21 protein-coding genes are annotated in these 21,881 nt (G+C 37.2%); 20 read left to right on the plus strand and 1 reads right to left on the minus strand.

Annotated elements, in window-relative coordinates; all coding sequences use genetic code 11:
• Positions 1–154 precede the first annotated feature (154 nt).
• The 3 genes from clpX to Q5O86_RS07780 all read left to right on the plus strand — a co-directional run bounded on the left by clpX (position 155) and on the right by Q5O86_RS07780 (position 5,237).
• Positions 155–1,543: an ATP-dependent Clp protease ATP-binding subunit ClpX gene (gene clpX, locus Q5O86_RS07770; RefSeq protein WP_368074757.1), complete on the plus strand. Its 1,389-nt coding sequence runs from the start codon at positions 155–157 to the stop codon at positions 1,541–1,543.
• Positions 1,544–1,658: 115 nt separating this feature from the next.
• On the plus strand, positions 1,659–3,371 hold the full coding sequence (locus Q5O86_RS07775) for a S8 family peptidase (protein ID WP_302626572.1): 1,713 nt from the start codon (positions 1,659–1,661) through the stop codon (positions 3,369–3,371).
• Positions 3,372–3,503: 132 nt separating this feature from the next.
• Positions 3,504–5,237 carry a proline--tRNA ligase gene (locus tag Q5O86_RS07780; RefSeq protein WP_302626573.1) on the plus strand — a complete coding sequence of 578 codons (1,734 nt, stop codon included), beginning with the start codon at positions 3,504–3,506 and terminating at the stop codon, positions 5,235–5,237.
• A 66-nt stretch (positions 5,238–5,303) separates the two neighbouring features.
• Here Q5O86_RS07780 and Q5O86_RS07785 read toward each other — a convergent pair whose 3' ends face one another.
• Positions 5,304–5,924, minus strand: a complete 621-nt coding sequence (locus Q5O86_RS07785; protein ID WP_302626574.1) for an NUDIX hydrolase — start codon at positions 5,922–5,924, stop codon at positions 5,304–5,306.
• A gap of 219 nt (positions 5,925–6,143) precedes the next feature.
• Between Q5O86_RS07785 and larE the strand changes: the two genes are divergently transcribed.
• The 17 genes from larE to Q5O86_RS07865 all read left to right on the plus strand — a co-directional run bounded on the left by larE (position 6,144) and on the right by Q5O86_RS07865 (position 21,720).
• Positions 6,144–6,965 (plus strand): ATP-dependent sacrificial sulfur transferase LarE, encoded by an 822-nt coding sequence (larE, locus tag Q5O86_RS07790; protein ID WP_302626575.1) that lies wholly within the window; start codon positions 6,144–6,146, stop codon positions 6,963–6,965.
• Positions 6,953–7,723, plus strand: a complete 771-nt coding sequence (larB, locus tag Q5O86_RS07795) for a nickel pincer cofactor biosynthesis protein LarB (protein WP_302626576.1) — start codon at positions 6,953–6,955, stop codon at positions 7,721–7,723. The genes larE and larB overlap by 13 nt, the downstream gene beginning before the upstream one ends.
• A 161-nt stretch (positions 7,724–7,884) precedes the next feature.
• Positions 7,885–8,001, plus strand: coding sequence for a putative holin-like toxin (locus Q5O86_RS10925; protein WP_368074756.1), 117 nt, complete (start codon positions 7,885–7,887; stop codon positions 7,999–8,001).
• 191 nt (positions 8,002–8,192) lie between these two features.
• A complete protein-coding gene (gene larC, locus Q5O86_RS07800; RefSeq protein WP_302626577.1) occupies positions 8,193–9,419 on the plus strand; it encodes a nickel pincer cofactor biosynthesis protein LarC in 1,227 nt (408 codons plus the stop codon).
• 17 nt (positions 9,420–9,436) lie between these two features.
• Entirely contained in the window at positions 9,437–10,459 is a 1,023-nt protein-coding gene (locus Q5O86_RS07805) for an energy-coupling factor ABC transporter permease (protein ID WP_302626578.1), read from the plus strand.
• A complete protein-coding gene (gene cbiQ, locus Q5O86_RS07810; protein WP_302626579.1) occupies positions 10,431–11,198 on the plus strand; it encodes a cobalt ECF transporter T component CbiQ in 768 nt (255 codons plus the stop codon). Before Q5O86_RS07805 ends, cbiQ begins: the two co-directional genes overlap by 29 nt.
• A gap of 9 nt (positions 11,199–11,207) precedes the next feature.
• Positions 11,208–11,921 carry an energy-coupling factor ABC transporter ATP-binding protein gene (locus Q5O86_RS07815; protein ID WP_302626580.1) on the plus strand — a complete coding sequence of 238 codons (714 nt, stop codon included), beginning with the start codon at positions 11,208–11,210 and terminating at the stop codon, positions 11,919–11,921.
• A gap of 14 nt (positions 11,922–11,935) precedes the next feature.
• Complete coding sequence (locus Q5O86_RS07820; protein ID WP_302626581.1) at positions 11,936–12,523, plus strand: sce7726 family protein; 588 nt, start codon at positions 11,936–11,938, stop codon at positions 12,521–12,523.
• Positions 12,516–13,331, plus strand: a complete 816-nt coding sequence (locus tag Q5O86_RS07825) for a Cof-type HAD-IIB family hydrolase (RefSeq protein WP_302626582.1) — start codon at positions 12,516–12,518, stop codon at positions 13,329–13,331. Before Q5O86_RS07820 ends, Q5O86_RS07825 begins: the two co-directional genes overlap by 8 nt.
• A 349-nt stretch (positions 13,332–13,680) precedes the next feature.
• Positions 13,681–13,869 carry a type II toxin-antitoxin system HicA family toxin gene (locus Q5O86_RS07830; RefSeq protein WP_302626583.1) on the plus strand — a complete coding sequence of 63 codons (189 nt, stop codon included), beginning with the start codon at positions 13,681–13,683 and terminating at the stop codon, positions 13,867–13,869.
• A gap of 11 nt (positions 13,870–13,880) precedes the next feature.
• The gene (locus Q5O86_RS07835) at positions 13,881–14,309 is read left to right on the plus strand and encodes a type II toxin-antitoxin system HicB family antitoxin (RefSeq protein WP_302626584.1); all 429 of its coding nucleotides are present in this window, start codon (positions 13,881–13,883) and stop codon (positions 14,307–14,309) included.
• Between the two features lie 138 nt (positions 14,310–14,447).
• Positions 14,448–14,846 (plus strand): Fur family transcriptional regulator, encoded by a 399-nt coding sequence (locus tag Q5O86_RS07840; RefSeq protein ID WP_302626585.1) that lies wholly within the window; start codon positions 14,448–14,450, stop codon positions 14,844–14,846.
• 11 nt (positions 14,847–14,857) lie between these two features.
• The gene (locus Q5O86_RS07845; protein WP_302626586.1) at positions 14,858–15,856 is read left to right on the plus strand and encodes a metal ABC transporter substrate-binding protein; all 999 of its coding nucleotides are present in this window, start codon (positions 14,858–14,860) and stop codon (positions 15,854–15,856) included.
• Between the two features lie 19 nt (positions 15,857–15,875).
• On the plus strand, positions 15,876–16,586 hold the full coding sequence (locus Q5O86_RS07850) for a metal ABC transporter ATP-binding protein (RefSeq protein ID WP_302626592.1): 711 nt from the start codon (positions 15,876–15,878) through the stop codon (positions 16,584–16,586).
• Complete coding sequence (locus Q5O86_RS07855; protein ID WP_302626587.1) at positions 16,579–17,391, plus strand: metal ABC transporter permease; 813 nt, start codon at positions 16,579–16,581, stop codon at positions 17,389–17,391. The genes Q5O86_RS07850 and Q5O86_RS07855 overlap by 8 nt, the downstream gene beginning before the upstream one ends.
• Positions 17,392–17,408: 17 nt before the next feature.
• A complete protein-coding gene (locus Q5O86_RS07860) occupies positions 17,409–19,796 on the plus strand; it encodes a DUF4125 family protein (RefSeq protein WP_302626588.1) in 2,388 nt (795 codons plus the stop codon).
• A gap of 52 nt (positions 19,797–19,848) precedes the next feature.
• A complete protein-coding gene (locus tag Q5O86_RS07865) occupies positions 19,849–21,720 on the plus strand; it encodes a YgiQ family radical SAM protein (protein ID WP_302626589.1) in 1,872 nt (623 codons plus the stop codon).
• The last annotated feature ends 161 nt before the right edge of the window (positions 21,721–21,881 follow it).

Raw genomic sequence — 21,881 nt, forward strand, 5'->3', positions numbered from 1 at the left:
AGGACTTTTCCCATTTTAAAGGGGGTGGTGACATTTTTTGTATGTTTCAATTTCTTTAGATATGTGTTAAACTAAGCAGAGTTAAGAATATTTTAAGAATGGAGTTATTATGAGTGACTTTAAGGATGAATTAGAAAAAGAACAGTTAGATAATATGGAACAAAATATGAATGACAATAAAAAAGATGATGATGAATATGAAAAGATATGCTATGTATGTAGAAGGCCGGAAAGTAAAGCAGGCAAGATGATAGATATGCCGGGGGGAATCTGTGTATGTACTGACTGCCTTCAAAAAAGTTTTAACAGTTTTCAGAATATAGGAATGAATGTCAATATTAGTCAGGAAGAACTTGAAAATCTCCTTAATATGCCTGGGATTCATATGATGACACCTGAGGATTTGAGAAAAACAGTTCCTAATAAGCAGAAAATAAAGAAAAAGAAAAAAGTAGAAGAAAATAAAGAAAATCCGGTACTTGATATTAACAAAATTCCTGCACCTCATGTGATTAAAGAAAAGTTAGACGATTATGTAATTGGGCAGGATTATGCAAAGAAGGTTATGTCTGTGGCAGTGTACAATCATTATAAACGTGTTGCGACAAATACAATGGATGAAATTGAGATTGAAAAGTCCAACATGCTTATGATTGGACCTACCGGATGTGGAAAAACATATCTTGTAAAGACGTTAGCAAAACTCTTGGATGTACCATTGGCCATTACCGATGCAACTTCTCTTACAGAGGCGGGGTATATCGGAGATGATATTGAAAGTGTTTTGTCAAAACTTCTTGCAGCAGCAGATAATGATGTGGAGAGAGCTGAGACGGGAATTGTTTTCATAGATGAGATTGATAAAATCGCAAAGAAAGATACTTCAAGAAGCAGGGATGTCAGTGGAGAGTCTGTGCAGCAGGGAATGCTAAAGTTACTGGAGGGGAGCGAGGTAGAAGTGCCTGTGGGAGCCACAAGCAAAAATGCAATGGTACCTCTTGCCACAATGAATACAAAAAATATCTTATTTATTTGCGGTGGAGCATTTCCGGATTTAGAGGATATTATTAAAGAAAGATTAAATAAACAGGCTGCAATTGGTTTTACGGGAGATTTAACGGATAAATATGACCATGATAAGAACATCATGAAAAATGTTACAGGTGAGGATTTGAGAAAGTTTGGTATGATACCCGAGTTTTTAGGAAGATTGCCGATTGTATTTACGCTGGACGGACTGACAGAAGATATGCTTGTAAAAATTTTAACGAATCCAAAGAATGCAATTATTAAACAGTATCAGAAATTATTAGAGCTAGATGAAGTAAAATTAGAGTTTACGGAGGAAGCTTTAAGGACTATCGCAAGGAAAGCAATGGAAAAGAAGACAGGAGCCAGAGCACTTCGGGCTATTATTGAAGAATTTATGCTGGATGTCATGTTTGAAATTCCAAAGGATGACCATATTGGTACAGTACAGATTACGGAGGCATATATCAATGGAACCGGAGGACCGGTTATCGGTATGCGTTTGCCGGGATAATTAAATTGGAAAATACGACATAATGGGATATTGCCCGGCATACAATTTAATAAAAAAAGACAGACAAATGGAGAGAATATAATTCTCTCCATTTGTTATAAAAGGATGATGAATTATGCCGGATTGCAGAGAAAAAATTATGTCGGAAGAATATGCGGACTTTATTGCTGAATACAGTATTTTGAGTAGTGAAATTGAAGAAAAATTTGGGGAATATTGTCCACAGTTTATAAGTGACAGATATGTGACACTATATCAGGAACTGAGATTAGTAACAAATTTTAATGTCGCAAATTATACATATGGTGCAATACCAAAGCTCTATGGATTAATGGATACAACAGCAGTTGCCGCAACAGGAGCTATTCGTCTTCAGAATCAAACCGGATTTGAGTTATCAGGGAGAGGGGTTATCGTAGGATTTATAGATACCGGAATTGATTACACAAATGATGCTTTTAAGAATAATACAGGTCAGACAAGAATCATAGGTATCTGGGACCAGACGGACAATACAGGGGAGCCGCCGGAGGGATTCTTATATGGAAGTGAATATGATATGGATGCGATTAATAGGGCGCTGCAAAGTGATAATCCAAGAAATATTGTTCCGCATAATGATGAAAATGGACATGGGACTTTTTTGGCAGGAGTGGCGTGCGGAAAGTATAATGAGCAGCAGGATTTTATAGGAAGCGCTCCTGAGAGTCTGATTGCTATAGTAAAGTTGAAACCTGCGAAGCGTTATTTAAAAGATTATTTTCTTATTGAAGATGGAGAGCCTGTATATCAGGAGAATGACATTATGCTTGCAGCTTCATACCTGCGGGAACTTAAGATTAAATATGATATGCCTGTAGTGATAGTTTTGGGTCTTGGAAGTGGAAGTGGTGACCGGGCAGGAGGTTCACCTTTGGCGCAGCATTTAGATGCCCTTGGGCAGTATGTAGGACAATGTGTGGTAGTTTGCAGCGGTAATGAAGGAAATGAGAGGTTGCATTACAGTGGAAGTGTGGAGGATGGAAGCAGCGAAGATGTAGAAATAAGAGTTGGTGAAAACAGTAATGGATTTGTATTGGAATTGTGGGGAAATACACCGGATTTATTTTCGGTTTCGTTTGTGTCACCTTTAGGAGAAAGCGTTCCGAGAATACCGGCGAGAAAGGATGTGAGTGAGAGAGTTAATTTTTTGCTGGAGGGAACATACATTGATGTAGATTATAAACTTGTGGAGTCAGGAAATGGTGGAGAGCTGATTTTTATGAGGTTTGTGAATCCATCGCCGGGAATATGGACTGTAAAGGTTTATGGAAGCTTTATTTTAAGCGGCCGGTTTAATATTTGGTCTAATTTGAGACAATTCATGGATAGTGAAACGTATTTTTTAAAGCCTGACCCGGATATGACATTGACAGTGCCGTCGAGCTCGGAGGGGGTAATCACAGTAGGAGGTTTTGACAATAATTCAAATGCCATTTATCCCAGAACAGGAAGAGGATTTACAAATGACAATAATGTAAAGCCGGATTTAGTGGCGCCGTCAGTGAATGTTTTTGGACCGGATGTCGGCAGGGGAGTGGAAGGTTCAGGTGGATTTACGAGAAAAACGGGAACCTCTGTAGGGACAGCTCTTGTTGCAGGCTGTTGTGCCCAGATGTTAGAGTGGGGAGTTGTCGATGCAAATGAGCCATATATGAAAACTGCATATATTAAAAATTATTTAATCCGTGGAGCACAGAGAGACCGGGATGTAACTTATCCGAGCAGGCAATGGGGGTATGGTAAAATAGATGTGTTTAATAGTTTTCTTATATTAACTAGAACGTAACAAAGATTACAGAGCGTTTTGCCTATTTATTTTGTGCGGTAAGTTGCTTTTTTATATAAAGTGTATTAGAATTATTACGATATGCCGCTCATCAAAAGAGAAGGCAATACATATGGAAGAGGAGAAAGAAAGATGAAATTATCAAAACTTGTTGGGGACAGATTTAAGGAAAGACCGGCGAATTGTTTGATTGACAGTCATGCATTAATGGTTAGAGGAGGATACATCAAGAACGTTGCGAATGGTATTTACTCACAATTCCCCCCAATGAAGAGAATTTCACAAAAAATAGAAAATATTATCAGAGATGAGATGGATAAAATTGATGGACAGGAGGTTTTATTTCCAGTCGCTTTACCAGGCAGCTTATGGGAAGAATCGGGCAGATATGAAAGCGTCGGTTCAGAACTTCTCAGGTTTACTGACAGAACCGGAAGTAGGATGGTACTTGGTATGACACATGAGGAGGCATCCGTACAGCTGGTAAGAGAATATGCAAACAGTTATGCAAAATACCCGTTTATGATTTATCAATTTCAGACAAAATTCCGTGATGAGGCGAGGCCGCGTGCGGGGTTAATTCGTGTCCGTGAATTTACAATGAAGGATGCTTATTCTTTCCACACATCTCAGGAAGATTTAGAGCAGTATTATCAGAAAGCATATGATGCGTATAATCGCATTTTTGCCAGATGTGGTATCCCGGAAGTTACAGTTGTGGCATCTGATTCCGGTATGATGGGAGGCAGTATTTCCCATGAGTATATGTTACTTACAGCAGCTGGCGAGGATTCGATTGCAATATGTCCGGAATGCGGATATAGTGCAAATGTAGAAGCGGCAGAAAGCATTATAAAAAATGAAAATAAGATACCGATAGAAGAGATGAAAGAGGTTCAAACACCGAATGTGGGAACTATTGAGGAACTCTGTGCATTTCTTGAAATTCCGGCAGAAAATACATGTAAGGCTGTAGTATATCAGAGAAATGAAGATGATAGTTATATTGTTGCATTTATCCGTGGAGATTTGGATATTAATGAGACAAAGTTGACGAATGCACTCGGATGTGAAATTCATCCTGCAGTGATTACTGATGATTGTGAACTAAATGCCGGGTTTATCGGTCCTGTAGGCCTCTCCGATAAGATTACAGTAGTATTTGATAATTCTCTTAAGGGAATTGACTATTTTGCTACAGGTGCAAATAAGGTTGATGTTCATTATACAGGATTTAATATTGAGAGAGATTATGGAGAAGCAGAGTATCTCGACCTTGCAAAAATAACAGAAGGCGGTATCTGTCCTCAGTGTGGTAAACCTATTATTAAAGTTTCCAGAGGTATTGAGGTTGGTAATATTTTCCAGCTTGGTACAAAATATTCTAAATCTATGGGATTTAAGTATACAGATGAAAATGGTGAGGAACAACATCCTATTATGGGATGCTATGGAATTGGTGTAGGACGTATGGCTGCCTCTATCTGTGAGGTGAGACATGACGATTACGGTCCAATCTGGCCGATTACAATTGCACCTTGGCAGGTACATCTTTGCTGTCTGCGTTCTGATGATGCAGAGTGTAAAGAATTTGCAGACAATATCTACAACACATTGCAGAAAAAGGGGATTGAAGTAATTTATGATGATAGAAAAGCAAGACCGGGAGCAATGTTTGCTGACGCAGACCTTTTGGGTGTTCCGGTGCGGGTGGTTGTAAGCCCTAGAAATCTAAAAGAGCGTGTCGTTGAAATATCCACTCGTGATAAGAGTATTCAGGAAAAAATTTCAATGGATAGTGTACTCGAAGAGATTGATAGAATTATAAAAGAATTGACAGATAAAATATATGAAAATGTAAAATAAAAATAAAGAAGTCGCTTTTACAATTGTAGAATCGGCTTCTTTATTTTTCATAAGTTGATTTTTAAATTAGTCAAATAATGTCTGCCAGTTTTTATCTCGATATGCAGAAAAACATATTTGTATTTGTTCCTCGTTATTTTTTTCTGTTGCGAGTTCAGGTAATTCATTTTCAGAAAAATAACGAAATTCTGTTGTTTCTATATTTTTCTGAAAGTGTCCTCCGATGACAGAACAAAGGACAAATATTTTACATACGCCGTAGGCATAGACCGGCAGGTTATGTTTTGCTCTGTCCTGAACCGCAATAATTTTGTCAGCCGTGACATCTAATCCTGACTCTTCTTTGACTTCTTTCACAGTATTTTCTTTCACAGATACATTTATGTCAACCCAACCGCCAGGCAGTGACCATTTGCCATTGTTTTCTTTTACGAGAAGTATCTTTCCATTATCAAAAATAGCGGCTCTGGTATCGAGTTTCGGTGTCTGATATCCGGTCTCATTGCAAAATAGCTCTTTTACTTTCTCAATAGAAATTTCTGTTTTATATGAAAGCATTTCTGCTGAAATCTCTCTTATCCGCTCATATCTTTCTTTGTCATATATATCTTTTCCGTATGTTAGTCCGGCCTGGGCAAGACTTTGAAGTTCAACAGCCCATTGCAGCCATTTTTCGTTATTATTCATTTTGTTTCCCTCTATATATAAAATCAGTGATAAAATAATTATAGTGGAATAGATATGTGATTTCAATATTATTATCGTTTTATTTTATTATACTTTGAAAGCATATTTAGGTATATAATATAGGTATTTGATACATGTGTTTGTTTTGGTTAGAATAAATATAAAGTTGCAAAAGTGTGAGGGTTCCTGATAAAATATTGAAAACTATAGTGAGGATTTATGAATAGAGATATAATAGACAAATTAGAAAGTTTAAAGGAGTATTTAGGAAATTTAGGGAGTGTTGCAATTGCCTTTTCCGGAGGAGTCGATTCTACATTTTTATTAAGAGTTGCACATGATGTTTTAGACGAAAATACAATAGCTATTATGTTAAAGGCGAAAGCTTTTCCCTCTGAAGAATTGGCGGAGGCTCAGAGATTTTGTGAGAATGAGGGAATAAAATATTGTGTGTGTGAGTTTGAGCCTCTTAACATCGATGGTTTTGCAGATAATCCTCCTGACAGATGTTATATTTGCAAAAAGAAAATTTTTAATGAAATAATTGAAATTGCAAAGGAACATGGTGTTGATAATGTAGCAGAAGGTTCTAATATGGATGATATATCTGACTACAGACCGGGGCTGAGAGCAATCAATGAATTAAATGTATTTAGTCCGTTACAGAAAGCAGAGCTGTCAAAAGATGAGATAAGAATGTTGTCAAGACAGTTGGGACTTAGTACATGGAAAAAACCAAGCAAGGCCTGTTTGGCTTCGAGATTTGTCTATGGAGAAAAGATAACGAAAGAAAAGCTACAGATGATAGATAGAGCGGAACAATTTTTGATGGAACATGGTTTTGAGCAAAACAGAGTTCGAATACATGGGATGATGGCGCGTATAGAAATACTTCCGAAACAATTTGATAAATTTATGGAAGATAATATTAGAGAGGAAATTTATAATTATTTTAAATATCTGGGGTTTTCTTATATAACTCTTGATATATTAGGTTTTAGAAGTGGCAGTATGAATGAGGAATTATTATGGAAGAAATGAGATTAAAAGAACTGTTGAATTGTGTGGCAGAGGGCAAGGTAAGTGTGGATGAGGCTGAATTGCAGTTAAAAAAAGAACCTTTTGAAGATTTAGGTTTTGCCAAGTTGGACTATCATAGGAGTATCAGACAAGGTGTGCCTGAGGTGATATATGGTGCGGGAAAGACACCGGAACAGATTGTAGAAATTGTAAGGGCTTTTATACAAAAGGGGCAGAAAAATGTTTTGATTACCAGAATAAGTCAAGAAGCAGCAGTGCATGTGGAAGAAGGTTTGAGCCATGCAGATGGTGCAGGGGTTTTTCAATATGATAAGATGAGCAGAATAGGTATTGTAGGTGATATACCACATCCTGATGGTATTGGAAAAATAGTTGTAGCTACAGGTGGTACCAGTGACATGCCTGTGGCGGAAGAAGCGGCACTGACGGCAGAGGTTCTTGGAAATGAAGTGGTAAGATTATATGATGTGGGGGTTGCAGGTTTACATAGGCTGCTGGCGCATGCAGAGGAATTGATGAGCGCACAGGTAATTATTGCAATTGCCGGGATGGAGGGAGCGCTGGCAAGTGTAATCGGTGGTCTGGCAGATTGTCCGGTGATTGCAGTGCCTACAAGTGTGGGATATGGGGCTTCATTTGGCGGTGTATCGGCACTTTTATCCATGCTCAATTCCTGTGCCAGTGGAGTGAGTGTGGTAAATATAGATAATGGCTTTGGAGCCGGATATCTGGCAAGCATGATAAATCATAAATTGTAATCATTTTTGACATTAAGAATGATTACTAAATATATATATAGTTGTTAATTAGTAATGCGGATGGTATAATATTGTTACAGAAAGTACCCATGACAGGGTGGTAACCTCCTGAGTTTATGAATACCGAATTATCGGAGTACATAAGAGGGGAGGTGGTGTCAATGACAGCTTATGAGATTATTTCAATTTTTATAGGGATATTGGCTTTGCTAATATCTTTTGGAAGTTTAGTTGTTGCATTGCTTGCCTTACTCGATAAGAGAAACAAGCAAAAATAAAAACGCCTATCCTGTCTGGTCCACAGGGTAGGCGTCGTCCATAAGGACAATTATTCGTCTAAACTCGGAGCATCCATCTATGGAGTGGGTGCTTTCTCCTTATATAATTATGATAACATTGCGACAAAGGGATTTCAAGTAGTATTGAAATAAAGACAGAAATTCCTATTAAATATAGTTAGGAGAAATATATGAGAACTTTATATTTAGAATGTAATATGGGAGCAGCAGGCGATATGCTGATGGGAGCATTGTTGGAATTGCATCCGAGCGCAGATAATTTTATTGAAAAAATGAATCAGTTGGGGCTCCCCGGAGTGAAATTAGAAAAAGAAAGTAGTGTGAAATGTGGCATTCAAGGAACGCATATAAAGGTTACTGTAGATGGAAAAGAGGAACAAAGTTTGGATGCACATCATGGACATATGCATGATAATGAGCATTCACACAATCATGCTCATGCACATCATCACCATCATACCAGCCTTTATGATGTCTCGCATATAATACATAATTTAGATATACCGCAGAGGGTGAAAGAGAATGCATTGTGTGTATATCAACTGATTGCAGCGGCTGAGAGTAATGCTCATGGGAAACCTATGGAAGAGATTCATTTTCATGAGGTGGGAACGATGGATGCAGTTGCAGATGTGGTTGGCGTCTGCCTGCTGATAAACGACTTAAAAGTAGATAGGATTGTTGCTTCTCCGGTACATGTGGGAAGTGGAAATGTAAAATGTGCGCATGGTATTTTACCGGTTCCGGCGCCTGCGACTGCATATATTTTAAGGGGGGTTCCTATTTATGGAGGAGAGGTCAAAGGGGAGTTATGTACACCTACGGGTGCGGCGTTGCTGAAACATTTCGTGGATGATTTTTCAGGTATGCCGGTTATGCAGATAGAAAAAGTCGGTTATGGTATGGGAAATAAAGAGTTTGAAATTGCAAACTGTGTAAGGGCTATGATAGGCATCACAGAGAAGCAGATGGATGAAATTGTGGAATTATGTTGCAATTTAGATGATATGACAGCAGAAAAAATTGGCTTTGTGATGGAACTCATGATTGAGCAGGGAGCGTTAGATGTTTATACTACATCTGTGGGAATGAAAAAGAATCGTCCGGGAATAATGCTTACCTGTATGTGTAAAAAAGCAGATAAAAGTAAATTTTTACATATTTTATTGAAACATACTACAACATTGGGAATCCGAGAGTATATATGTAACAGATATGGATTGGATAGAAGTATTCGTGTGTTACAGACAAAATACGGCGAGGTTCATATAAAGACGTCTACAGGGTATGGAGTAAAAAGAGAGAAAATGGAATATAGTGACTTGGAAAGAATTGCAAAGGAACAGTCAAAGTCTATAGAGGAAATAGAGATAGAACTTAAGAATGATATAATGTAATATTTAGGAGGTAAATTATGCATATGGCAGATGCGTTGTTGTCACCTGAAGTTGGCACTGTGATGTGGGCAGCCAGTGCGGGGGCAACGGTTTATGCGGCAAAAAAAATAAATGATGTAGATATGTCAGAGAAGAAACTTCCTGTTATGGCAGTTTCCGGAGCGTTTGTGTTCGCGGCACAAATGATAAATTTTACAATTCCGGGAACGGGTTCCAGTGGACATATTGGTGGAGGCATATTATTGGCGGCTCTGCTTGGAGAATTTCCGGCATTGATTACTTTATCAGCGGTATTAGTGATTCAATGCCTGTTTTTTGCAGACGGAGGTCTGCTGGCTCTTGGGGCAAATATATTTAATATGGGTGTAATACCTTGTCTGGTTGTGTATCCATTGGTATTTAGACCGTTTTTAAAAAGAGGAATAACGAAAAGAAAGCTCACGGCAGCATCTGTACTAGCGCCGGTAATAGGGTTACAGCTCGGGGCATTTTTTGTTGTTATCGAGACGTTAGCTTCAGGGATAACACAATTGCCTTTTATGACTTTTTTGTCTTTGATGCAGCCAATACATTTTGCAATCGGACTTGGTGAGGGGGCGGTTACCGCTGCTGTTTTAGTTTTTGTGTGGCAGATGAGACCGGAATTAATTCAATCTTCTGTTTTAAAGCATAAGCTACATGCAAAAGTTTCAATGAGAAAAGTGACGGTTATTTTAGCGGCTTTAGCGATATTGGTTGGAGGTGTTCTTTCCTTATATGCATCTTCGAATCCTGATGGATTGGAGTGGTCTATGGAAAAAACAGCGGGAACAACAGAGTTAGAAGCACAGGGATTTGTATATCGTGTTGTGTCAGGAATACAGGAAAAAATGTCTTTTCTTCCCGATTATGATTTTAAAGCAGGGCAGGGAAAAGGTACAGGGATATCCGGTGTGATTGGCGCTATTATAACAAGTGTGTTGGCATTGGGAGCCGGGTTTGTAATAACATTTATTAAGAGGAAAAGAAAAAATGGCAGATATGCGGAGCAAACTGAATGATGTATATTCACTGGAAAGCCTTAGCAGAAAAAATACATTGATACATAAATTACATCCTTTATCGAAAATGCTCGTTACGATTGTGTATATTATATGCATTATGGCTCATGGCAGATATCATCTATCTGCTATGGCACCCTTTCTATTTTATCCTATTGTAATAATGGCATTGGCTGAGATACCATTTGGGATGATTGTGAAGAGAACAAGCATTGCATTACCGTTTACTTTATTTGCAGGTATTAGCAATTTAATATTTGATACAGCGCAATGGGGGACTGTAGGCAATGTTGTAATTTCAACGGGATTGATTTCTTTTTTTACGTTAATTGTAAGAACTTTTTTGTGTGTCAGTGCCATTTTGATTTTAGTGGCAACCACGCATTTTACGGAGATTACCGGACAGCTTATGAGAGCACATATACCTGCTATCATTGTAAATCTATTAGAAATGATATATAGGTATTTATCGGTTTTAGTCGAGGAAGCTTCGGTGATGGTCACGTCTTATCGTCTGAGAAATCCAAATTATAAGTGGCCGCTTATCAGGGATATGGGACCGTTTGTAGGACATTTGTTTCTGCGCAGTATTGAGCGTGCTGAAAGAATTTATCAGGCAATGAAGTGCAGAGGATATGGAAGTGTAAAGGCTGTTTATATGAAGCGGAAAATGAAGGCAGGGGATATTATATTTTTAATTACGGGTTGTATTTCTTCTATTATATTTGCTTTGATTTAGGAGGCGGAATTGTTAAAGATTGAGAGTTTAAATGTGAAATACCCTGATGGGAAAATTGCGGTGGAAGATTTTTCTTTAGAAGTCGGGGATGGTGAGCATATTGCACTGGTTGGTGCAAATGGGGCAGGTAAGTCCAGTCTGATGCTTGCCGTCGAAGGGATTATTGAAAGTACAGGAAAAGTGCAGGCGGAAGATATTATTTTGGCAAAAGATACGGTTGTGGATATCAGAAAAAAAGTGGGGTTATTGTTTCAGAATCCTGACGACCAGTTATTTATGGCAACAATTTATGATGATGTAGCTTTTGGACCGAGAAATATGGGATTAGATGAAGTATCAGTGAAATATAGAGTGGAAGATAGATTGAAACTTTTGAATATTGAATATTTAAAAGACAAAACCGCTTTGAAATTATCCGGGGGTGAAAAGAGAATGGCGGCTTTAGCTACAGTTCTTGCAATGAAACCGTCTATTATGCTTTTGGATGAACCGACTGCATTTTTGGACCCGAAGGCAAGAAGAAATTTGATTCACGTTTTGAAAGGACTGCCCCATACAATGTTGATTGCCACACACGATTTAACTTTTGCGAAAGAAGTGTGCAGCAAAGTGGTAATAATGAAGGATGGAAAGTTTTTTGCACAGGGACTGGCAAAAGACTTACTATATGATGTAACATTGATGGATGAGGGCGGTATCGAGGCTATCGGATATGAAGAGTAACGAGGTTAAAATCCATGTTATATGATGCAGATATAAGAGAACCTCTTTTTGAATTTTTAGAGGACAATTATGGTAAAATAAGAATAATAGAAGAAAAACAGATTGCCAAATCAAGGGCAGATGTGGTAATGGTTATGCCTGATGGGATTGTGGGCATTGAAATCAAGAGCGATGCTGACACATATGCCAGATTAGAGAGACAGGTAAAAGATTACAATAGATATTTTGATTTTAATTATGTAGTTGTGGGTTCAAAACATGCGAGGCATGTGTCGGAACATGTTCCTAAATGGTGGGGAATTATTTCTGTGGAATTGATTCATGGAAAAGTGGATTTTTATGTTATAAGAGAACCTGCAAAAAATCCTAAAATGAAAATAAAGAAAAAGCTTAGTATTCTCTGGCGTCCCGAGCTGGCACATATACAAGAAATTAATAAAATGCCAAAGTATAAACAGAAAAGTAAAGATTTTGTGATGGAAAAGATTTTGTTAAAAGTACCTGAAGACGAGCTGAACTATCAAATTAGTGAGGAATTATTTCAAAGAGATTATAATACCATCAGTGAGGTAATAAAGGAGTTTAAGAGAAAAAATGAATGAATATAAGATGATAGCTTTGGATATGGATGGAACGTTACTAAATTCCAGTAAAGAGATTTCAAAAAACACGTTAAGGGCAATTGATATGGCATTTGATGCAGGGAAAGAAGTGATTTTCTGTACAGGGAGATGTCTTGCAGAATTAAATTATTATATAGAGCAGATACCAAGATTGAGATATATTGTGGGGTTAAGCGGGGCCTTTGTATATGATATTAAAGAAGATATGAATATTTTTACAAATAAAATTCCAGAGCGTGATGTAAAAAAGATATTGGAAGCATCGAAAAAAGTGGATGCGATGGTTCACCTGCTAGAGAGAGAATCCATTGTACAGAAAAGTAATATGGAAAATATGAAACATTTTCAGATGGATAGATATATACCATTGTTTCATAATGTTTCAACGGTTGTGGAGGATATTTATAGATTTTATTCTGATGAAAAACCTACAGTAATGAAATTAAATATGTATCATTGCAGTGCAAAAGAGCGTGAGAAAACAAGAAGAGCATTGGCTGATGAGAAATTGATTTTGGTTAATGCCGAGGAGACATCTTTAGAGATATCGGCAGAGGGGACAACAAAGGCGACAGGGCTTATTAAGTTATGTGAGCATTTAGGAATTTCATTAGAGGATGTAATAGCTGTGGGAGACGCAGATAATGATTTAGACGTTTTGAGTAAGGCCGGGTTATCTATTGCAATGGGAAATGCCAATGATAATGTAAAGAAAATATGCGATGCCGTTGTGAGTGATTGTGACAATGATGGATGTGTGGAAGCGATAGAAAAATATCTGATATAGGATTGAAGTTAGAGATAGTGATTATAAGAAAAAAGGTATTACAATGATATAAGATAGTGTTTATAGAATACGAAAGGGGAAAACAGCAAAAGAGTATTTTATGTAAATAAAGAAGCTTTAAAAGAAAAATTAGCGTTATATGATTAGATTTAGAATATCTGGTAAAAAGAAAGCAGTAAAATTTAAACTCAAATGATGTTTCTAAAATGATGGGATTGAAATTAAATAATAAATAATATATAATTTTAGATGGAGATAAGCACATTTTTTTAAAGTGTGCTTTTTTATATTGAAAGGAAACACGTATTGACAAAACACGTATTAAAAAATATACTTAAAGGAGAAAGATATGCCTAAAAAACCTAAAGAGATTGAAAAGCTTATTTTAAGAGATGGATGGTTACTAAAAGCGCAGGTTGGTTCACATAGACACTATATTCATCCAATAAAAAAAGGAAAAGTTACAATTCCATTTCATTGTAGGGAATTACCAAAAGGAACAGAAAATGCAATTTTAAAGCAAGCAGGTTTAAAATAAAGGAGGTTTATATGTTAACAGTATATCCAGCATGTTTTTTTAAGGAAGATAACGGTTATTCGGTGATATTTCCAGATTTAGATTGGTTAAGTACATGTGGAAAGGATTTAAATGAAGCACTAGAAAAGTCTATTGATTGTTTGGCGAGTCATATTTATACTTGTGAGAAGATGAACATGACTATTGCGGCGCCCTCAAATGTATCTGATGTAAATATTAAAGAAATAGAGACAGCATTGGAAATTTCATCTGAGGATGCTTTTGTTAATATGATATCAGTGGATGTCAAAGCTTATGCAAAAGAAAATTTTGAAAAGTCAGTAAAGAAAACTTTGAGCATTCCCTTATGGCTGAATACGATTGCTTTAGAGCAGGGGATAAATTTCTCTCAGGTTTTGCAGGAAGCATTGTATAATAAAATAAAAAATAATTTGACATAAAAGTAAAGTTGTTTTACAAGTTGAGATTGTGAAACAACTTTTTATTTCTTTTGTTGACATTGCCTTATCAGGATAGTAGAATGAAATAACGTAAATTGGAAAACGTTTTCAATTTGAAAATACCAAAGGAGGTTTACTGTGGCAGGAAAATACAAAACAAAGCAGCAGGCTGCTATCAGAAAGTGCCTTGAGTTGCATAAGGATGGTTATGTTACGGTACAGGAAATTGAAAGATATTTAAAAGAAAATAATTATGCTGTTGGTTTGACAACTATCTACAGACATTTAGAAAAAATGGAGCAGGATGGTATCGTTGTCAGAATACATGTGGAAAAGCAGACAGGTGCGTGTTTTCAATATATTACAAATGATAAGGAAGATGGTTTTTATATCGAATGTGAGAAATGTGGTCAGGTTACGAGAATGGAATGCCATCATTTAGCTGAATTATATCACCATGTAAATGAGGACCATCATTTCAACATTAATCCCAAGAGAACAATCTTTTATGGAAAATGTGATAAGTGTGCAAAGTAGGTAGAGTTATTATGAAATGTAAAAAAATATTGGCTATAGTAATGGCGCTGATTTTAGCAGGCTGTTTGGCAGGTTGTAGTCAGAGCACTGAACAGATAAAAAAAGAAAATAAGATAACAATTATGACTACTCTTTTTCCATATTATGATTTTGTCAGAGCAATAGTTCGGGATGCAGAAAATATTGAAATTAAATTATTAGTTTCACCGGGTCAGGATGACCATTCCTTTGAGCCAACACCGGCAAATGTATTAGAAATCGACAAAGCAGATGTGTTTATTTATAATGGCGGAACTATTGAAAATTGGGTAAGTGAAGTCTTACAGTCATTGGATAACAGGGAACAGACAGTTATCCGGATGATGGATTGTGTGGAAGAACAGATTGAGGAAAATCATGATGAAGATGACGAAGAACAGATTTTTGCGGTGGATGACCATGAGCACAATCATGCAGTGGAGGAACATCATCATGAAGAAGTAGATGAGCATATTTGGACATCCCCTGCTTTTGCCCAAATTTTATTAGAAAACATCTGTGATACATTATGTAAAAAGTTGCCTGAATATGGAGATGTTTTTAGAGAAAATACAAAAAATTATGTTAACCAAATAAAAGGAATCGATAAACAATTCAGGGATGTTGTTCAAAGGGCTGAGAAGAAGGAGATTATTTTTGCGGATAAGTTTCCACTGAAATATTTTGCAGATGAATACGGATTAAAATATTATGCAGCTTTTGACGGGTGCAGCGGAGAAATGGAACCCAGTGCAAAAACAGTAGCGTTTCTTATTGACAAAGTACGGGCAAAAGATGTAAAAGGAATATTCTATCTGGAGTTAAGCAGTCAGGCAATGGCAGATGTTATCTGTGATGATACAGGCGTATCAAAATATCAGTTTAATTCCTGTCACAATATAACCGGCAGACAATTCGATGATGGAGTTACCTATGTAAGTCTCATGAAAGAAAACATTAAAGTTTTGGACAAGGCATTGAATGGCAAGTAATATAAAAATTAGTACGGAGATGGAAATGATTTTAGAATGTAATAATGTGACACTCGGATATGAAAACCGCATCGTGGCAAAAAACTTAAACTTTACGGTTCATAAAGGAGAGTATCTTTGTATCGTGGGTGAGAACGGAACAGGAAAAAGCACGCTGATTAAAACACTTTTAGGATTGATTAGTCCTATAGAAGGAAAGATTACTGTAAATGTGGGAAAAAGTCTGAAAGGGATTGGTTATCTTCCACAGCAGACACAGGCACAGAAGGATTTTCCAGCGAGTGTATGGGAAGTGGTGCTTTCAGGCGTATTAAATACCGGGCATAAAAGACCTTTTTATTCCAGAGAAGACAAGGCAGAGGCTATGTCCAATTTAAAGAAATTAGGAATAGAACATTTAAAAAGGCAGTGTTATCGGGAGTTATCCGGTGGTCAGCAGCAGAGGGTTTTGTTGGCAAGAGCCTTGTGCGCTACAGACAGTGCATTGATTTTAGATGAACCTGTAACGGGACTGGACCCTGCGGCAGCAAAAGAATTTTATGAAACAATAAAGGAATTAAACAAAGAGGGAGTTACTATTGTTATGGTAACTCATGACATCAAAAATGCGTTGAATTATGCGACTCATATCCTTCATTTAGAACAGGATAATGATTTTTTTGGAACTGTTTCAGAATACAAAAAATCAAATGTGTCCGATATGTTTTTAGGAGGTGTGACAAATGCTTAGTCAAATGTTATCGTATGAATTTATACAGAGAGCTTTTGTGGGTGGAGTGCTTGTTTCACTGTGCGCTGCCCTTCTCGGTGTAAGTCTTGTTTTAAAGAGATATTCTATGATTGGGGACGGGTTGTCTCATGTATCTTTCGGTGCATTATCTATCGCGATTGCCTGTGGTTTTGCACCGATAAAATTCGCAATACCGGTTGTTATTGTGGCGGCATTTCTGCTTTTGAGACTCGCTGAAAATGGAAGAATGCGAAGTGATGCGGCAATTGCTATGGTTTCAGCGTCAGCGTTGGCAATTGGTGTTATCGTAACATCTGTCACAACAGGATTGAGCACCGATGTATATAGTTATATGTTCGGGAGTATACTGGCAATGTCCAAAGAGGATGTGACCGTCAGTGTCTGTCTTTCCATTGTTGTAATTATTATGTTCGTGTTCTTTTATCATAAGATATTTGCAGTTACTTTTGATGAGAGTTTTTCCAAAGCAACGGGTGTGAAGGTTGGAACTTACAATACACTTATTTCGGTATTTACGGCTGTGACTGTTGTGATTGGAATTAAAATGATGGGGGCGATGTTGATATCAAGTCTTATTATTTTTCCGGCATTGACATCCATGCGTATTTTAAAAAGTTTTTTGAGTGTCACTGTATGTTCGGCTGTTTTGGCGGTAATCAATTTTACAATAGGGCTTGTATGCTCTTATATTTTTTCAATACCGGCAGGTGCGAGTATTGTTGTTGTAAATCTTGCAGTGTTTATATTATTTAGTATTTTTTCTATGGTTCAAAAAAGAGTATAAAAAAAATGGAGACAGATATGGATATCAATTTATTTTTGGAAGAATTAGACGGATTATATGAAAAGAAACAGTTAAAGGAAGTGGAGCCTTTTTTTCAGACAAGTCTTGAAATGGCAAAAAAAGAAAACAATTTATCGGCGCAGTTTACGATTTTAAATGAAATGATGGGATTTTTCAGAGATACAAGTCAGTATGAAAAGTCTATCAACGCGTGTGAGCAATGTATTTATATTATGAAAACAATGGGGATAGAGGGGACGGTAGATTACGCAACATCTCTTCAAAATATAGCAAATGCGTACCGTGCAGCAGGGCTTTTAAAAGATTCATTGACTTATTATATGGAAGCTTTCAGGATATATGAAAAAAATATTGAAGCCGGTGATTATCGATTTGCCAGCCTGAATAACAATATCGCATTGTTGTATCAGGAAATGGGAGATTTTAAAAAGGCAGTAGATTATTTAGAGAAAGCATTGGCTATCATCGAAAATATTGAGGGAGCGGAAATTGAGGTGGCAACGACATATTCTAATCTGGCAGCATCTTTGCTTGAGCTGGATAGAACCGATGAGGCTATCTGTTATCTCGAAAAAGCATTGTGTACTTATAGAAAAGATGAGGTAAAGAATTTTCACTATAGTGCAGCGCTCTCTGCTATGGCGGCGGCAAAATGCAAAATTGGAAGGTACGAGGAGGCAGTTCCATTATATGAGGAAGCCTTGAAAGAAATAGAAGTAAATATGGGCAGGGGGTCTGCTTATCAGATTACGGAGGGTAATCTAAATAAAGTATGTGAAAAGCTGGGGATGAAAAGACCGGAAAAGGTTATGAATGCAAATTATGACAGTGATGCGAATCTCTCCGGAATAGAATTGGCAAGGCAGTTTTATGAGGAATATGGTGTACCTATGATACATGAAAAGTTTCCTGAGTATGAGGGAAAGATAGCTGTCGGGTTTGTCGGGGAAGGTTCTGAGCGTTTTGGTTTTGATGATATTTATTCAAGGGACCATGATTTCGGACCGGGATTTTGCATGTGGGTAACAAAATCTACCTATGCGGAGATTGGAGAAAAGTTACAGGAAGAATATGATAAACTGCCAAAAGAATATATGGGGATTCAACGTATCGATACGAAAATGGCACAGGGAAGACTGGGAGTGCAATTAATTGGCGACTTTTATGAGAAATATACCGGATTTTGTCAGAGTCCGGAGAAGGTATCAGAATGGATAGATATTGAGGATTACCGATTAGCTACAGTGACGAATGGCATGGTCTTTAGAGATGATGAAGGAATTTTTACAGATATCAGGAATCATTTTGCAGCTCAGCCGGAAAAAGTAAGGCTGGTGAAGCTGGCACGGGAAATATCGGCAATGGCACAGACAGGACAGGCGAACTATGCCCGGTCTATGGCGAGAAAAGATTATGTAACAGCACAGATTTGCATTTCAGAGTTTATGCAGCATACCATGAAGTGTATTTATATATTAAATAAAAAGTATGCACCTTATTATAAATGGATGCTTGAGGGAACGAAAAAGCTTGAAATATTGCCGGAGGTTGGTGATATTTTAAGAGCTATGGCAGATACAGAAGACCAGAGAGCAGTATGGAAAGACTATGCATATAAAAATACGGAAGTCAACGAAAATGACCAAAAAGCAATGATTGTGGAAATTATTGCAAAATTGATTATAAATGAGTTAAAAAATCAGAAGATTGTGGATAACATAGTTTCCAATTTTCTGGATGATTATGTAACAATAATTATGAATCGGGCTGATTTTAAGCGAGATGATGTGATAAATGAAATTGTCCGTCTGGAGTTTGAGGCTTTTGATAAGGTACAAAATGAGGGGGGCAGAGCAGAATGCCAAAACAATTGGCCGTTTTTCTATGTGATGAGAAAGAGCCAGTATTTAACGTGGACAGATGATATGCTTTTATGTATTCGTGACCTTTGGTCAGAAAATAAAGCAAAGGGATGGAATATGATTACAGAAAAATATGGTCGTATGATGGAAAGCACAGCACCCGAAGAATATGAGAGGATTCAGGAGAGTTTTCCACATAAATCTGAGGAGACGAAGGCAATTGTAAATCAGATTGCAGAGATACAGGTTTCATGGATGCAGGATTTTGCAAAAGAGTACCCTAAATTAGCGGCTAATGCCCGTGATATAACCAGTGATGCAGATGAGATAGATAATGCAAGTTATGAAACTTATCTGAAAGGCGAACTGTTGACTTATTCCGAGGAATTGTTAAAACTGTATGCACAGTTTGTGGTGGACTTGTACCGGAGTGGAAAAAATCTGGCGCGGATGACCATTGAAAATACGGCAAAACTGCAAGGGTATCGCAGTTTAGATGAAGCGGAAAAAAGTATGAATTAGAATGATTTGAATACAAAAATTAATGAGAAAAAAGTTTGAGAGGAAAAAGGATATGTCATTTCTACCAATTTCAAGGCAGGATATGTTAGAGCGTGGAATAGAACAATTGGATTTTGTGTATGTTATCGGGGATGCCTATGTGGACCATCCTTCTTTTGGACATGCCATTATCAGTCGAGTATTGGAGGCACATGGTTATAGTGTGGGGATTATTTCACAACCTGACTGGAAAGATGACGCAAGCATTAATATTTTAGGAGAGCCGCGTCTTGCTTTTATTGTTATGGGTGGAAATATGGACTCTATGGTGAATCACTATTATGTATCAAAGAAAAGGCGTGACAGTGATGCGTATACCCCTGGCGGTGTCATTGGAAAAAGACCGGACCATGCGGTGGTGGCGTATTGCAATCTGATACGCCATACATATAAGAATAAACCAATAATTATCGGTGGTATCGAGGCGAGTCTGAGAAGAATGGCGCATTACGATTACTGGAGTAATAGTTTTAAGCGTTCTATTTTATTGGATAGTCAGGCGAATTTGATATCTTATGGTATGGGAGAAAAATCCATGGTTCAGATTGCGGATGCCTTAGACAGTGGAATGGATATAAAAGATATTACATATATTCCGGGAACTGTTTTTAAGACAAAGGATTTGACATTGGCATACGACCCTGTGGTACTTCCTTCTTATGATGATATGAAAGCTGATAAATTAAAGTATGCAGAAAGTTTTAAGATACAGAGCGAAAACACAGACCCTTTCAATGGTCAGACATTAGTAGAACTGTATCCAAACGGAATATATGTGGTACAAAACCCGCCACAGGAACCGTTAACCCGTCAGGAGATGGACGATATTTACGACCTTCCTTATGAGAGAACGTATCATCCCTCTTATGAAAAGTTGGGAGGAATACCTGCAATTCAGGAAATACAGTTTTCTCTCATTAGTTGTCGTGGTTGTTTTGGGGCATGTAGTTTCTGCGCATTGACGTTTCATCAGGGCAGAATCATTCAAACCAGAAGCCATGAATCTATTATAAAAGAGGCAAAAAAGATTACTGAACTGCCGAATTTTAAAGGTTATATTCATGATGTGGGAGGACCTACGGCGAACTTTTATCATCCGGCATGTAAGAAACAATTGAAGCATGGTGTATGTAAAAATAAGCAGTGCTTATGGCCAAAACCTTGTAAGAATTTAGATACAGACCACAGTGAGTATTTAAAATTACTCAGAAAGCTTCGGGAACTTCCAAAAGTAAAGAAAGTTTTTGTGCGTTCCGGTATAAGATTTGATTATATCATGGAGGACAAAAATGATACGTTTTTCAGGGAGCTGGTAGAACATCACATCAGCGGACAGTTGAAAGTGGCGCCGGAACATATTTCAGATAAAGTTTTATCATATATGGGAAAACCTGAAAATTGTGTTTATGAAAAGTTTATCGATAAGTATTATAATTTAAATAACAGAGTGGGAAAGAAACAATTTGTGGTTCCATATTTGATGAGTTCACATCCCGGTTCCGATATGAAAGAAGCAGTGAAGCTGGCAGAGTATTTGAGAGATATCGGATATAATCCTCAGCAGGTACAAGACTTTTACCCGACACCTTCTACGATGTCTACTGTCATGTATTATACGGGTGTTGACCCACGAACAATGAAACCGGTTTATACACCGAAAAATCCGCACGAGAAAGCAATGCAGCGCGCATTGATGCAGTATAGAAATCCTGCAAATTATCAGCTGGTAAGAGAAGCGCTACATATCGCAGGCAGAGAGGACTTGATTGGGTTTGGAAAAGAATGTCTGATTAAACCAAGACAGATGAAAAAAGAGAAAGAAGGAATGAGAAAGAAGCAAAAAAATGACAAACGGGAGATAGGAAAGAGAAAGAAAAAAAGGTAAAATATGTCAGTTTCTATTGTGCTCATATATTATGAATGATATAATATAAAAAATGAGTATCGAAAGAATTATATTATAAAATAAAATTGACATAATAGTTATTTATGGAATAAATAATCCCTCGACATGAAACCAGGTTTTATGAGTCAGATATATCTGAT

It is taken from the genome of uncultured Eubacterium sp. (assembly GCF_937958975.1).
Taxonomy (GTDB): domain Bacteria; phylum Bacillota; class Clostridia; order Lachnospirales; family Lachnospiraceae; genus Eubacterium_G.